This is a genomic window from Patulibacter minatonensis DSM 18081, assembly GCF_000519325.1.
Taxonomy (GTDB): domain Bacteria; phylum Actinomycetota; class Thermoleophilia; order Solirubrobacterales; family Solirubrobacteraceae; genus Patulibacter; species Patulibacter minatonensis.
Map to the genome: position 1 here is coordinate 5401219 of NZ_KI912613.1, position 14334 is coordinate 5415552.

General features: G+C 75.0%; 13 protein-coding genes. 8 read left to right on the forward strand and 5 right to left on the reverse strand.

All coding sequences use genetic code 11. From position 1 onward, the window contains the following. The coding region (locus PATMI_RS33325; RefSeq protein ID WP_036726415.1) for an RNA polymerase sigma factor at positions 1–1462 on the reverse strand (1462 nt) is incomplete at its 3' end. Between the two features lie 198 nt (positions 1463–1660). Between PATMI_RS33325 and PATMI_RS0125445 the strand changes: the two genes are divergently transcribed. From PATMI_RS0125445 to PATMI_RS0125470, 6 genes are all read left to right on the forward strand, one after another. Continuing rightward, on the forward strand, positions 1661–2428 hold the full coding sequence (locus tag PATMI_RS0125445) for a Nif3-like dinuclear metal center hexameric protein (protein ID WP_026912946.1): 768 nt from the start codon (positions 1661–1663) through the stop codon (positions 2426–2428). 181 nt (positions 2429–2609) lie between these two features. Beyond that, entirely contained in the window at positions 2610–4412 is a 1803-nt protein-coding gene (locus tag PATMI_RS0125450; RefSeq protein WP_026912947.1) for an AMP-dependent synthetase/ligase, read from the forward strand. Between the two features lie 31 nt (positions 4413–4443). Next, positions 4444–4908, forward strand: coding sequence for a hypothetical protein (locus PATMI_RS0125455; protein ID WP_026912948.1), 465 nt, complete (start codon positions 4444–4446; stop codon positions 4906–4908). 4 nt (positions 4909–4912) lie between these two features. Next, positions 4913–6019 carry a pyridoxal phosphate-dependent aminotransferase gene (locus PATMI_RS33330; RefSeq protein ID WP_051472282.1) on the forward strand — a complete coding sequence of 369 codons (1107 nt, stop codon included), beginning with the start codon at positions 4913–4915 and terminating at the stop codon, positions 6017–6019. Further along, the gene (locus PATMI_RS33335; protein ID WP_026912949.1) at positions 6016–7200 is read left to right on the forward strand and encodes an adenylate/guanylate cyclase domain-containing protein; all 1185 of its coding nucleotides are present in this window, start codon (positions 6016–6018) and stop codon (positions 7198–7200) included. Before PATMI_RS33330 ends, PATMI_RS33335 begins: the two co-directional genes overlap by 4 nt. 12 nt (positions 7201–7212) lie before the next feature. Then, the gene (locus PATMI_RS0125470; RefSeq protein ID WP_026912950.1) at positions 7213–8517 is read left to right on the forward strand and encodes a D-alanyl-D-alanine carboxypeptidase/D-alanyl-D-alanine-endopeptidase; all 1305 of its coding nucleotides are present in this window, start codon (positions 7213–7215) and stop codon (positions 8515–8517) included. A 311-nt stretch (positions 8518–8828) separates the two neighbouring features. Here PATMI_RS0125470 and ligA read toward each other — a convergent pair whose 3' ends face one another. Further along, on the reverse strand, positions 8829–11084 hold the full coding sequence (gene ligA / locus PATMI_RS33340; RefSeq protein WP_084270252.1) for an NAD-dependent DNA ligase LigA: 2256 nt from the start codon (positions 11082–11084) through the stop codon (positions 8829–8831). Positions 11085–11167: 83 nt separating this feature from the next. Next, positions 11168–12025 carry a 5'/3'-nucleotidase SurE gene (gene surE / locus PATMI_RS0125480; RefSeq protein WP_026912951.1) on the reverse strand — a complete coding sequence of 286 codons (858 nt, stop codon included), beginning with the start codon at positions 12023–12025 and terminating at the stop codon, positions 11168–11170. A gap of 161 nt (positions 12026–12186) precedes the next feature. Between surE and PATMI_RS0125485 the strand changes: the two genes are divergently transcribed. Then, positions 12187–12393, forward strand: coding sequence for a helix-turn-helix transcriptional regulator (locus tag PATMI_RS0125485; protein WP_026912952.1), 207 nt, complete (start codon positions 12187–12189; stop codon positions 12391–12393). After that, positions 12390–12851 (forward strand): hypothetical protein, encoded by a 462-nt coding sequence (locus PATMI_RS0125490; RefSeq protein ID WP_157260975.1) that lies wholly within the window; start codon positions 12390–12392, stop codon positions 12849–12851. Before PATMI_RS0125485 ends, PATMI_RS0125490 begins: the two co-directional genes overlap by 4 nt. Before the next feature lie 115 nt (positions 12852–12966). Here the strand turns inward: PATMI_RS0125490 and truA are convergent, their stop codons facing one another. Together truA and rplQ are read right to left on the reverse strand one after the other, a co-directional pair. After that, positions 12967–13764, reverse strand: a complete 798-nt coding sequence (truA, locus tag PATMI_RS0125495; protein WP_026912954.1) for a tRNA pseudouridine(38-40) synthase TruA — start codon at positions 13762–13764, stop codon at positions 12967–12969. Between the two features lie 201 nt (positions 13765–13965). Further along, positions 13966–14319, reverse strand: coding sequence for a 50S ribosomal protein L17 (gene rplQ, locus PATMI_RS0125500; protein ID WP_026912955.1), 354 nt, complete (start codon positions 14317–14319; stop codon positions 13966–13968). Positions 14320–14334: the final 15 nt, after the last annotated feature.

The window sequence follows — 14334 nt, forward strand, 5'->3', positions numbered from 1 at the left end:
CGTCCGCCGAGGTGTCGGACCGCCGGTCCGGGGCCGCGCCCGACGGGACGTCGTCCGCGGACGGCGCGTTCACCGCGCCGGGCGTGACGGGCACCGGCGCGGTGTCGCGCGTCGGCGTGCCGGACCCGCGCGGCGGCGGCGTGGTGTTCGGGGTCGCCGTCGCGGGCGACTGGGACTTCGGGATCTCCGGCAGGACGGGCAGCGTCGTCGCCGGAGCGTCGTCGTCCGGAGCCTGCGCCTTCGGGGCGATCGGGTCGCGCGTGGGCGCCGGCTGCCGCACGCCCGCCGCGGGGGCCGCGGCCGGGGCCGGCAGCATCGAGAACCCGCCCAGCGCGGCCACGGGGCTCGCGCCCGGGAGCGTCACCTTCGCCGTCCCGCCGTCGGGCAGCGCGATCTTCACGAACGCCCGCCCGTCGGGACCGATCCGCAGGCCCGCGGCCTCGGCCGGCGTCGGGACGTCGGTCGGGGCGGGAGCCGGCTTCGGGGACGGGGCGACCCGGGCCACGTACGCACCGCCGCTGCCCGCCGCGAGCACCGCGGCGCCGACGAGGACCTTCGCGCCCAGCACGCCGCCGGCGGCCTCGCCGGCGCCCGAGTGCTCGATCGACAGGCGCCGCAGCAGCGGGAACGGGAGGAGGAGGGACGCGCGGCTGAGGACCGTGCGGTCGACGAGGCGGGAGTCGACGCCGGACTCGTGCGCGTAGCGGCGGCAGGTGTCGCAGCCCTGGACGTGCCGGCCGACGCGGTGGCGGTCCCGGACGCCGAGGCGACCGCCGAGCGACGCGTCGCAGAGCGCGCGGACGGCGACGCAGCGCTGGCCGCTCTCGAGCTCGCGGTACGCCTGCCCGAGGGCGCGGCGCCCGCGGGCGAGCTGCCCCTCGACGACGGTGGGCGTGACCTCGAGCCGTGCCGCGATCTCGGCGATCGAGCGGCCCTCGAGCTCGCGCTGGACGAGCACGGCGTGCTGGAGCTCGGGCAGGTCGTCGAACGCGAGGCGCAGCGTCGCGACGGCCTCACGGCCGTCGGTGGTGCGGGCCAGCGAGTCGTCGTCCGACAGCCGGTGGGCGTCGGCCGGGCGGAGGCGCTCGGGCGCGTCGAGGCTGACCTCGCCGCGACGCGTGGAGCCGCGCCACTGGTCGATGCACGCGCGGCGCGCGATCTCGCGCAACCACGCGCGGACGTGCTTGGGCTGCTGCTCGGGGGCGGCCCCGACGATCGCCCGCATCGCGCTGACGAAGACGTCCTGCACGACGTCCTCCGCGCGCCCGTGGTCGCGCAGCATCCGCGTGGCGTACGCCAGGACGTCGGTGCGATGGCGCTGGAAGAGGATCTCGAACGCGCGCTCGTCGCCGGCCGCCGCGAGGGTCACCAGGCTGGCGTCGGGCGTCGTCGTCGCCGTGAGGAACGGGTGACGGCGGGTGGCACCGGCTGAAGCCGGGCGCTGTGGGGCGGTGACGGACATCGGGGAATGGCCTCGTGGTTCTGCGAGCGACGGTCACCCGGGGATCGGTGCCGACCGCGACGGAGCGATGATAGACGCGCGGGCGGGCGCTGTCACGCACCGGCAACGGACGTCCGCGCCACGGCGGACCCCGGTCCGCCGTCGCGGGCCCGCGACGGGGTGCTGACCGGGGCCGTGGCCCCGTGGCACGATGCGGCGATGGCCCGCCTCGGCGATCTCCTCGACGACCTCGACGCGCTGCTGGCACCCGCGACCTTCCGGGACTTCTGCCCGAACGGCCTGCAGGTGCCGCACCCCGACGGCCCGGACGCCGAGATCGGCACGGTCGTGACCGCGGTCAGCGCCGACCTGGAGGCGCTGGAGGCGGCCGCGGACGCCGGCGCCGACCTCGTGCTCGTCCACCACGGGCTCTTCTGGGACGGCGACCCCCGCGCCCTGGACCCCGTCGCCGCCGCCCGGCTCCGGGTGCTCCTGGCGGGCGGGATCGCCCTCGCCGGCTACCACCTCCCGCTCGACGGCCACGCCGAGCTCGGGAACAACGCGCTCCTCGCGGACGCGCTGGGCGCGACGTCCGAGCCGTGGGCGGGCTCCGGCTCCCCCGCGATCGGCGTGGTCGCCACGTGGGCGGATCCGATCCCGGTGGACGAGCTGGTCGCGCGGATCGCCGGGGTCACGCAGCCCGACCCGCTGCACTTCCCGGGCGGCCCGGACCGCGTCGGGCGGCTGGCGATCGTCTCGGGCGCCGCCGCCGGGATGCTCCCGAAGGTCGCGGCCGACGGCCTCGACGGGCTGCTCACGGGCGAGCCACGGGAGCAGACGCGCGGCCTGGCCCGCGAGCACGGCGTCCACGCGATCTGCGCCGGCCACCACGCCACGGAGACCGGGGGTGTGCAGGCGCTCGGCGCGCGCCTGCAGGAGCGCTTCGGGATCACCCACCGGTTCGTCGACACGGGGAACCCGATCTGAGTCCCTCGCGCGGCCCCGGCCGGGTGCGCGTCGCGGGTGTACGGCGCACCCTCCGGCGGGCGCTCGCACGGCCGTCCGAAAACGTCCCCGGCCTCCCGCTACCCGGCGTAGGATCGGTGGCGGTCACCGTCCCCCGCCGCGCCGCCGGCGGTGGAGGGCCCACCCCAACGGAAGAGATCGCATGAGCACGAGTTCCCCGACGCCGGCCGGCGTCTCCGTCGTCGGCGAGACGGTCGCCGACCTCGCGTTCCGCGCCGCGGACGCCTTCGGCGATCACCCGTTCGCCAGGTACCAGACCGCCCCGGACCAGTGGGAGCTCCGCAGCTACCGGCAGCTCGCCGACGACGCCACCGCGTTCGGGCTGGGGCTGCTCGGACTCGGCCTCGAGCCGGGCGACCGCGTCTCGGTCCTCGGTGCCACCCGGCCGCTGTGGACGATCGCCCACCTCGGGATCGTCGCGACGGGTGCGGTCCACGTGTCGGTCTACCCGACGAACGCGCCGGAGGAGTGCGCCTGGGTCGTCGGCGACTCCGGCTCGCGCGGCATCGTCTGCGAGGACGCCGCCCAGGTGGCGAAGATCGCCGAGGTCCGCGACCAGCTGCCCGACCTCGAGTGGATCGTCGTCCTCGAGGGCGTGGCGCCGGGCGCGACGTCGCTCGACGAGCTGCGCGCGCTCGGCGCGGACCGCGACCCGCAGGAGCTCCGCGACCGCGCGGCCGCGGTGCGGCCCGAGGACCCGTACGTCTTCATGTACACGTCGGGGACGACCGGGAAGCCGAAGGGCTGCGTCCTCTCGCACGGGAACTACCGCTTCATCATCGGCGCGTCCGGCGAGCTGACGCCGATGAACGACGACGGCGCCGTCCTCTACCTCTTCCTGCCGCTCGCCCACGCCTTCGCGCTGCTGTTCCAGCTCTGCGCGCTCGACGGCGGCGCGACCATCGTCTACTGGGGCGGCGACCCGGCGCGGATCGTCCCCGAGCTGACGCAGACGAACCCCACGGTCCTGCCGTCGGTCCCCCGGATCTTCGAGAAGATCTACACGCTCGCCGTCGGCACCAAGCCGCCCGAGGAGCAGGAGCAGATGCTCGGCGCCGCCCGGCTGGGCGTCCGGGTGCGCGAACTCCGGGAGCGCGGCGAGCCCGTGCCCGCCGAGCTGCAGGGACCGTTCGACCAGGCCGAGGAGGCCCTCTACAAGAACGTCCGCGCGCTCTTCGGCGGCCGGCTCCAGCGCGCCGTCACCGGCGCCGCGCCGATCGCGAAGGAGATCCTCGAGTTCTTCTACGGCTGCGGCGTCCCCGTCATGGAGGGCTACGGCATGACCGAGACCGCCACCGGCGCCTCGGTGAACACGCCCGCCGACCATCGCTTCGGGTCCGTCGGCCGGCCGCTGCCGGGCGTCGAGGCCCGGATCGCCGACGACGGCGAGCTCCTGATCAAGGGCGGCAACGTCTTCCAGGGCTACCACGGCATGGCCGACGCCTCGTTCGGGGCGATCACCGACGGCTGGCTGCACACCGGGGACCTCGGCTCGATCGACGAGGACGGCTACGTCTTCATCGTCGGGCGCAAGAAGGACATCATCATCACCGCGGGCGGCAAGAACCTGACGCCCGCGAACCTCGAGAACGACCTCAAGCGCTCGCCCTGGATCAGCCAGGCCGTGATGCACGGCGACCGTCGCCCGTACCCCGTGGTCCTCGTGACGCTCGACGCGGAGACGATCGTGCCGTGGGCCGCCGCGAACGGCCTCCCGGACGACCTGGCGGAGCTCGCGGTGCACCCCCAGGTCGTCGCGATGATCCAGGCGGAGGTCGACGCCGCCAACGCGAAGCTCGCCCCCGTCGAGCAGGTGAAGAAGGTCCTCATCCTCGACCGCGACCTCACGCAGGAGACCGGTGAGCTGACGCCGACCCTGAAGGTCAAGCGGGCGGTCGTCAGCGAGCGGTTCAAGGACCAGCTCGACGCCCTCTACGGGGCCTGAGGCCCGTCCCACCCCGGCTAGGATGTCCCCCGTGCGCACCGACCCCACCGACAACGGCGGGCTGTTCATCGGCCGCCGTCCCGGCACCGCGCCGGTGCGGTACGGCCGGCTGCCGCAGCGCGGGTCGGCCCGCCGGGCGGCGTTCGACGCCGTGGCGGCCGCCACCCTCCTGGCCGTGATGGTGCTCCTGACCGCCGCCGTCTGGGGCCCGCTCCCGATCGCCGCCATGTGGATCGCCTCGCAGGTGGCGTCGTCGAACGTCGGGCTGTGGATCGCCGTCGCGTTCGCCCTGGTGCTGCTCTTCGTCTTCGGCGCCCTGTCGTTCCTGCGCAAGCTCGACCTCGCGTGGATCCTCGCGCGCCGCGCGTCGGGGGTCGACCAGCGCGACGGCGTCCTCGGGCGGCTGTTCCTGATCACGACGATCGTCGTCGTCCCCTGCTTCACGGTGTGGCTGCTCTTCATCGGGGGCCTGCAGCCGACCGCCGGCGGGCTGTAGCCGCGTGGGGTTCCTCCGCTACTACCGCCAGTTCGAGGGACTGACCGAGGAGGAGGTCAACCGCGGGCTCCGGGAGCGCGCGCAGGAGGAGCGCGGGAAGGCGCTGGCCCGGGTCGAGCCGCTGGACCTCGCTCGCACGACCTGGCACGAGCTGCCGCCCGCGGAGGTCGTCTCGGCGATCACCTTCCACGCCCGGAAGGGCCTGAACCGCTACGCCGAGGGTCGCGACCAGGAGCTGCGCGAGGCCCTGGCCGTCCGTCACGGCGTCGACGCGTCGCGGGTCGTGGTCGGTGAGGGCGCCGCCGGCCTCCTCACCCGCGCCGCCCACGAGCTGCTGGCGCCCGGCGACGAGGTCGTCGTCCCCTGGCCGGGCTACCCGCTCTATCCGCTGCTGGCCCGCGACACGGGCGCGACCGCGGTGCGCGTGGCCGGCCTCGACCCGGAGCTGCTGCTCGCCGCCGTCACCCCGCGGACCCGGATGATCGTGCTCGGCGGCCCCAACGACCCGACCGGCGAGCTCCTGCCCGCCCCGGTGCTGGCCGAGCTGCTCGCCCGGCTGCCCGACCACGTCGTCGTGGTGCTCGACGAGGCGCTCCGCGAGTTCGTCACCGCCGAGCCCGTCGACGCCGCGCTGCGCCTGACCGACCGGTTCGCCCGGCTCCTCGTCGTCCGGTCGTTCAGCAAGGCGTGGGGCCTCGCCGGCCTGCGCTGCGGGTACGCCGTGGCCGGTCCCGGCGGCCAGGACCTGCTGCGGCGCCTGGCGCCACGCCTCGGCTCGTCCGACCTCGCCCTCGCCGGCGCGCTCGCGGCCGTCCGCTCCGCCGACGACGTGCTCGCCCGCCGCGTCCGGGAGAACGACCGCGAGCGCCGGACCCTGACCGCCGACCTCGAGGAGCTCGGGCTCCTCGTGCACCCGTCGCAGTCCGCGACGCTCTGGGTCCGCTCCCCGGACCGCGGCGGCGGCGCCCTGCACGCCCACCTCGAGCGCAGCGGCGTCCTCGTCCAGTCCGGGCTCCCGCTGGGCGACGAGCACCACGTCCGGATCGCCGTCCGCGGCGGGACCGCCCGCCCGCGCCTGCTCCGCGCGCTCGGCCAGGGGACCGTTCGGTGAAGCCCGGCCGCTTCCCGGGGTGCACGCCGCCCGAGGACGAGCCCGTCGACGCGGACGCCCCCGACGCCGCGGAGGACGCGTCCCCGGCCGTCCCCACCGACCCGCTCTTCGACGGCCTGGAGGGGCAGGCGCTCGACGAGCGTCGCGCCTTCGTCGACGAGCTCCGGGCGGATGGCGTGCCCGACGAGGAGCTCGAGGCCGCCGCCCGGGCTGCCCGGCTCCCGCTCCTGCCCGTCCAGCGGGTGCTCCAGGGGACGCCGACCCTCCGCACGGCCGACCTCGTCGCGCGGACCGGCGTCGACCCCGAGCTCCTCGAGCGCGTCCTCCAGGCCGCGGGCGTCGCGCTCCCGGCGCACCGGGAGGCCGCCTGGGAGGAGCGCGACCTCGCCCTCCCCCGCCTGATCGCCGCGCTCTCGGGACTCGGCATCGACGACGAGGCCCTCGTCGAGCTCGCCCGCACGCTGGGCGAGACCTCCGCCCGCGTCGGCGCGGCGGCCATCATCGGCCTGGGCTCGGGCCTCACCCGCGAGGGCGACACCGAGCGGGAGCTCTCGGCCCGGCTCGCCGCCGCGACGGTGCCCGTCAACGACCACCTCGCCGACACCCTCGGCGTCCTCGTGCGGACCCTCACGCTCGACCAGCTGACGGCGATCGAGCTCGACGCCGAGCAGATCGCGGACGGCAGGGTCGCGGGCGCCACCCCGATCGCAATCGGGTTCGCGGACGTCGTCGGCTTCACCCGCATGGGCGAGCAGCTCGGGGCCCAGCGCCTGCGCGACGTCGCCAAGCGCCTCGGCGAGCTCGGCGCCGAGGTCTCCGTCGGCGGGGTCCGCGTCGTCAAGACCATCGGCGACGCCGTGATGCTCGCGGGGCCGCGTCCCGCCGCGGTCGTCGAGTCGATGCTCGCCCTGCAGGAGGGCGTGCTCGCCGAGGACTTCCCCCGCATCCGCGCCGGCGTCGCGACGGGCGACGCCGTCCCCCGCGCCGGCGACTGGTTCGGCCCGCCGGTCAACCGCGCCGCGCGCGCCTGTGCCGCCGCACGGCCGGAGACCGTCCTCGCCGACGACCTCACCCGCGAGCGCGCGACCCAGGACGGTCTCGCCTGGAGCACTATCGGCCGGGTCCACCTGAAGGGGATGGGTCGGGTGCGACTGCACCGCGTGCGCCGCGCCACGCGCTAGCCTGCGCCCGCGATGCCCGCCCCCCGTCCGACGCGCACGACCCTCACCTCGCTCGCCGTCGCCACGGCGGCGACGCTCGCCGTCGCCGCCCCGGCGGGCGCCGCGATGCCGTCGACGTCCGGGATCGGGTCACGCGCCGGCGTGGTCGTGATCGATCTGGGGACGGGGAGGACGCTGCTCAGCCGGGACGGCAACAGCCGGCGGATCCCCGCGTCGGTCACGAAGCTCTTCACCGTCGGCACGGCGCTCGAGCTCCTCGGCCCCGACTGGACGCCCAGGACGCGGGTGGTCGCCACCGGTCAGGCCGACGGGCGCACCTGGGACGGCGACCTCCATCTCGTCGGCGGCGGCGACCCGTCGCTGTCGACCGCGGCGCTGCGCGCCCTGGCCGCCCAGACGGTGCAGGCCCTGGGGGTCGACAAGCTCGGCGGGCGCCTGCGGGTCGACGCCACGACCTTCGACGACTGGCAGGGCGGCGCACGGACGGGGAAGGCCGCCGACGGCGACATGGGCGGACGGATCGGGGCGATCAGCGTCGACCGCGGGGCACGCACGACGCTGCCGGCGAGTCGCGCCGGCAGCCTCTTCCGCACCGCCCTGCGGACCGCCGGCCTGACCGTCTCGGGCTCCGTCGTCCAGGACCGCACCGCGGCGCCGGCATCCGCCACGCCGATCGCGACGCACGAGGGCCCGACGCTCGCGCAGCTCGCCGCCAGCACCCTCGGCCCCTCGGACAACTACAACGCCGAGACGCTCCTGAAGGACCTCGCGTCGCGCGACGGCATCGAGGCCGCGTGCCGGGTCGCGGCGTCCCTGCCGGCGATCACGCCGCCGGAGACGCTCGTCCCCGAGCCCCCCGTGGCCGCCGAGTGCCACGCGAAGGCGATCGCCGCGCCGTCGGCGACGACCCGCTCCGGGAGCCTCGTCCTGCGCACCACCCTCCGGGGCGTCCTCGGCTCGACGCCGCACATCGTCGACGGGTCCGGCCTCACGCGCCAGAACCGGGTCTCCCCCGCGCTCGTCGCGCGCCTGCTGCAGCGCCTGGACGCGGATCCGACGATCTCGCCGGTGCTCCGGGCCTCGCTCCCCCAGGCCGGGCGCTCGGGCACGCTCGCGGGCCGCATGCGCGGCACCGCCGCGGTCGGCCGCTGCGCCGCGAAGACCGGCACGATCAACGGCGTCTCCGGCCTCGCCGGGTTCTGCACCACCAAGCGCGGGCGCGAGGTCGCGTTCGCGATCCTCCAGAACGGCGGGAACGTCTCCTCCGCCCGCGCCTTCCAGGACCGCTTCGTCGCGCGCCTGGCGCAGTCGGGCTGAAACCGGGTGACCGGGACGCGACCGCCCCGAGAACGACGACGGGCGAGCCTTGCGACTCGCCCGCCACCATCGACTACACCACCCCTACTTACTTAAACATCCCAGGACCTCGTGTCGAGCCTGGGCAGACTGACACTCGTAGCCCCTCAGGCAGTCCGCCGCAAGCGGCGCGTTACCGAGGTGGGTACCGAAGTACCCCAGCCACGTAGGCGGTGTGACGACCTCACCACCGTAGCACTCCTCCGGGTCCGGCCGGGACGGACCCGGACGGGTCGCCGAGCGTACGGCGTCGTGTGCGCCGGTCCCGCCGCTCAGTCGGCGGGCGACGACGCCGAGCCGCCGTCCGCGTCGTCGCCGGTGCCCGCCTCGTCCCCGTCCGACCCGGCGGGCTCGCCGTCCTCGTCCTCGGCGGGGGCGATCACCGACGGCCCCTCCGCCAGCAGGCGCTTGAGCCCCTCCTCGTCGAGCACCGGCACCTTCAGGCGCTCGGCCTTCTCGAGCTTCGAGCCCGCGGCCTCGCCGGCCACCAGGGCGCTCGTCTTCTTCGACACCGACGTCGTGACCCGGGCACCGACGGCGAGGAGCCGCTGGGTGGCGTCCTCGCGGGTCAGCGACGGCAGCGTGCCGGTGATGACGACCGTCAGTCCCTCGAGCAGCGTGGCGTTCTCGGCCCCGCCCTCGGACTCCGGCACCTCGAGGTTCAGGCCGGCCTCCTTCAGCCGCGCGAAGACCGTCGCGACCGCCGGGTCCGCCAGGCGCTCGGCGATGATCCGCGCCATCTTCTCCCCGACGCCCGGGGTGTCGGCCAGCTGCTCGGCCGTCGCCCCCAGCAGCGCGTCGATGGTCCGGAAGCGGGCGGCGAGGTTGCGGCCCGTGATCTCGCCGACCTCCTCGATCCCGACGCCGAAGAGCACCCGCGCGAACGTGCGCTCCTTCGACGCCTCGATCGCGGCGATCGTGCGGTTCGCGGAGATCTCGCCGTAGCCCTCGAGCTCGAGCAGCTGCTCGGCGGTCAGCTCGTAGAGGTCCGCGGCGTTCGTGACGAGGCCCTTCTCGAGCAGCTGCCCGACCTGCTTCTCGCCGAGGCCCTCGATGTCCATCGCCTGCCGCCCGACGTAGTGGCGCAGGAGCTGCCACTGCTGCCCGGGGCAACCCCCGCGGTTCGGGCAGCGCGTGAAGACGGAGTCCTCCGGCTTCTCGGTCGGCGTGCCGCAGCGCGGGCACGTCGCGGGCGGCACCGGCTTCTCGCCGCGGTCCTCGCGCTCGGCCTGGTGCGGGGCCGGCGAGACGACCTGCGGGATCACGTCGCCCGCGCGGAGAACGATGACCTCGTCGCCGGGGCGGACGTCCTTGCGCTCGAGGTCCTCCTCGTTGTGGAGGGTCGCCTGCGAGACGGTGACGCCGGAGACGTTGACGGGCTCGAGCACTGCGTACGGGTGCAGGTCGCCGAACTTGCCGACGCTCCAGATCACGTCCTTCAGCAGCGTCGTCGCCGTGCGCGGCGGGAACTTCCACGCGATCGCCCACCGCGGGTCGCGCCCGACGGAGCCGAGGCGTCGCTGGAGCTCGAAGTCGTCGACCTTCAGCACGACGCCGTCGATCTCGAACGCGAGGCGGTCGCGCCGCTCGCCCCAGCCGAGGCAGGTCTTGACGGCGTCGTCGACCGTCGTGGCGACCGAGACGTCCTCGTTGACCGGGAACCCGCGGTCCTTGAGCCACTGCAGCGTCGCGCGGTGGCCGTCGACGCCCAGGACCTCGCCCACGCTGGCCGCGGTCCCGTCGGCGCCGTCGCGACCCTCGGAGGCCTCCTCGGCGGCGTCGCCGGCGGTCGCGGCGATCACCCCGACGCCGTAGGCCCAGAACGACAGCGGCCGCTCGCGAGCGGCCTTCGGGTCGAGCTGACGGATGGCGCCCGCGGCGGAGTTGCGCGGATTCATGAACGTCGAGAGGCCGGCGGCGGCGCGCTTCTCGTTGACCCGCTTGAAGTCCTCGAGCGCGATGTAGATCTCGCCGCGGACCTCGAGGACCGCGGGGGCGTCCTTCACGTGGAGCGGCACGTCGGGGATGGTCCGGACGTTGTGGGTGACGTCCTCGCCGATCTCGCCGTCGCCGCGGGTCGCGGCGCGGACGAGGAGCCCGTCCTCGTAGCGCAGGCTCATCGCGAGCCCGTCGACCTTCGGCTCGATGACGTACCGGAACGACGCGTCGGTGATGCCCTCGCGCGCCAGGTGGCTCGTCATCCGGTCGACCCAGCCCTGGAGCTCCTCGGCGCTCCGTGCGTTGGCCAGCGAGAGCATCGGCTGCTCGTGCTTGACCTTGACGAGCTTCTCCATCGGGGCGCCGCCGACGCGCTGCGTGGGCGAGTCCGGAAGGGCGAGCTCGGGGTGGTCGCGCTCGAGGCCCTCGAGCTCGGTGAAGAGCGCGTCGTAGTCGTCGTCGCCGATCTCCGGGTCGTCCTGCTCGTAGTAGCGGCGGCGGTGGTGCTCGACGATCTCGCGCAGCTCGGCGGCCCGCGCGGCGGGGTCGTCGGCCTTGGCGGTGGCGGTCTTGGCGGACTTCCGGGGCACGCGCCGAGGATACCCGCGGCCCTCCGCGCCGACGCGCCGGGACGGGACGCCCGCGGACGACCACCGTCCGCGACCCGCGGCGCCTAGTCCAGGAGCTCGCCGATGCGGTCGAGCAGGCCCTCGAAGCCGTGCCCGGCCAGCGGCGCGATCGCCGACTGGCGCGTGAGGTCCAGGTGCAGCGGGGTGATCGACACGTGGCCGGCGGCGACGGCGGCGAGGTCGGTGCCCGGGGTCGGCGCGAAGCCGTGCTCGGAGCCGTAGAGCCAGAAGCTGCGGCTGCCGTCCGCGTGGGTCTCGATCGGCTGCAGCTCGTCGCGGTAGTGCCGCTGCCCCAGGCGCGTGACCTCGACCGCCAGCGGCGTGCACCCGCTGCGGCTCTGCGGCACGTTGACGTTCAGGATCGTCCGGCGGGGCAGGGGGAGCTGCCCGTCGCGGCTGGTCACCCGCTCGACCTCGGCGACGATCCGGGCGGCGATCTCCGCCGCCACCCCGAAGTCCCAGGTGTCCTCGCGCCGGAGCGACCAGTCCCCGTGCGGCGAGGACATCGAGACGGCGACGCCGGGGATGTCGTGGACCACGGCCTCCAGGGCGGCGGCGACCGTCCCGGAGTACGTCACGTCCTCCCCCATGTTCGCCCCGTGGTTGATCCCCGAGACGACGAGATCCGGCATCCAGCCGTCGATGATGCCGTGGGCGGCCAGGCGGACGCAGTCGGTCGGCGTCCCGTCGGTGGCGGTCCCCGTGCCGCCGTCGTCGAAGGTGATGTCGTGGACCCGCAGCGGCCGGCGGACCGTGATCGACCGGGCCATCGCCGACCGGTTGCCGTCCGGGGCGACGACGCGCAGGTCGATGCCCTCGAGGCGGGCCAGCGCACGCCGCAGGGTCAGGAGCCCGTCGGCGTGGATCCCGTCGTCGTTGGTGAGGAGGACGCGCGTCGTCATGCCGCTCCGAGAGTAGTCCTGTCCGGGGCGCCCCGCCCCGGATCCGGACGCTCCGACGTCCGCACCGGGCGCCCAGCGTCGTCGGACTCCCGGGCGCGCTTCGCGCCCCCGATGTCAAGGTCGCTTGACAACGGCCGATGTGTCAAGCACCCTTGACATCAGTGCGCAACGACGTCCGCCACCACCGCAGCACCGCGGGCCTCTCGCAGGCGGGGCTCGCGAAGGCGCTGGGCGTGTCGCGCCAGACCGTGATCGCCATCGAGCAGGGCCGGTACCTGCCGTCCCTCCCCCTGGCGTTCGCCCTGGCCCGGCACTTCGACGTGCGGATCGAGGCGCTGTTCCATCCCGACCAGGAGGACCTGACATGAGCATCCGGCCGACCACGTCCACTACCGATACGCGTCCCGTCGCAGGGAGCCGCGCGGAGCGGGAGGCCACCCAGCGCTGGTGGCTCCTGTGGGTCTACGGACCCGCGATGACCGTGCTCGGCGCCGGAGCCGTCGTGGCCGCAGGGACCGGTGACGGCGATTCGTTCTTCGGGACCGTCCTCGTCGGACTGATCGTCGGCAGCCTCTTCGGTGCTGTGTTCCGGTTCCGTGCCCAGCTCCGGCAGACGGGCGGGCTCGCGCAGGACGAGCGCGAGGAGACCTCGGCCATGCGGTCGATGGGCTACGGCTACTGCTTCGTCTACTTCGGCGTGCTCGCGTGGGCCGTGGCCTGGGTCGGCTTCGACGGCAGCGGGGCGCCCGAGCCGTTCTACGCGCTCGGAGCGCTCGCCGTGGCGTTCGCCCTCGGCCGGCTCTGCACCGCCCGCGAGGGCTACTGACGCCGCGCTCAGGCTGCCGGGCGGCGGAGCCCGTTCCGGCTCGCCCGGCTGCGGTGGACGGTGCGCGTCCGCTCGGCCCGGGAGACCTGCCGACCTCCAGCGGGTGCGTCTCCGGTCAGGGCGTCCCGCACGCCTCGGCCCACGGCGGACCGCCCCAGCCCGGCGGCGGCAGCGCGTCCCCGCCCACCTCCTCCGGATAGCCGATCCCGGCGAGGTGCAGGCCCTGCGGCGGGAGCGTGACGCCCGCCTCGGCACGCGCGGCACCGCTGAGGAGCCGCAGGAAGTCCTCGAACGGACGGCGGCCGTTCCCGACCTCGATCATCGTGCCGACGAGGATCCGGTTCATGTGGCGCATGAACGCGTCGCCCGTGATCCAGAGGTCGAGCCACTCCCCTCGTCGCACCCATTCGGCGGCGCGGATCGTCCGGCGGAACAGCACGTGCTGCGTCTCCGTCGGGGTGAAGGCCGTGAAGTCGTGCGTGCCGACGATCGCCGCGGCGCACGCGCGGAGCAGGTCCTCGTCGAGCGGGTACGGCCACCACTGCGCGTGCCGCGAGGCGAACGGCGACGGCCGGCGCCGCGTGAAGAACCGGAAGCAGTACGTGCGGTCGGTCGCCATCCGCCGGGCGTCGAACGGCACGTCGAGCTCCAGCGCCGAGCGCACCGCGACGTCCCCGGGCAGGACGGCGTTCAGGCCGTAGAGGTCGGGGACCGGCCCCTGGTACGACGCGACCTGCGCCACGGCGTGGACCCCGCGGTCGGTCCGCCCGGCGACGGTGAGGTCGACCTCCTCACGGAGGATCGTCCGCAGCGCGCGCGACAGCTCGCCGTGCACCGACCGGATCCCGGGCTGCTGCGCCCAACCCCAGAGGTCGGTGCCGTCGTACTCGATCTCCAGACGGACGTGGCTCACCGGCGGACCATCCTGCCGGACGGCGGCGCCGGGCGCGGTTCGGTGCGTCGCGGCCGCCCCGCCCCAGGGACCACGCGCCGGCGCGCGACGGCGCCGGGCACGAGCCCGCGAACGACGACGGCCGCCCCGGAGGGCGGCCGTGTCGGGTCGGCGGAGCGTGGGCTCCGCCGTCGGTGCGCCGCCGGAGCGGCGCGGAGCGCTCTAGACGAGCTCGATGAGGACCATCTCGGTGGCGTCGCTCTTCCGCGGCCCGAGCTTCAGGATGCGGGTGTAGCCGCCCGGACGCTCCGCGTAACGCGGGGCGATGTCCTCGATCAGCTTGTAGGCCGAGAACTTGTCCTGGCCGAGCTTCTGGAGCACCTGACGGCGAGCGTGGAGGTCGCCGCCCTTCGAGAGCGTGATGAGCTGCTCGATCTCGGGCTTCAGCGCCTTGGCCTTCGCCTCGGTCGTCTTGATCCGCTCGTGCTCGATGACCTCCTTGCAGAGGTTGCGGAGCAGGGCCTTGCGGTGCGCGCTGTCGCGGCTGAGCTTGTGGCGGTTCTTCTGGTGGCGCATCGTTCAGATCTTTCG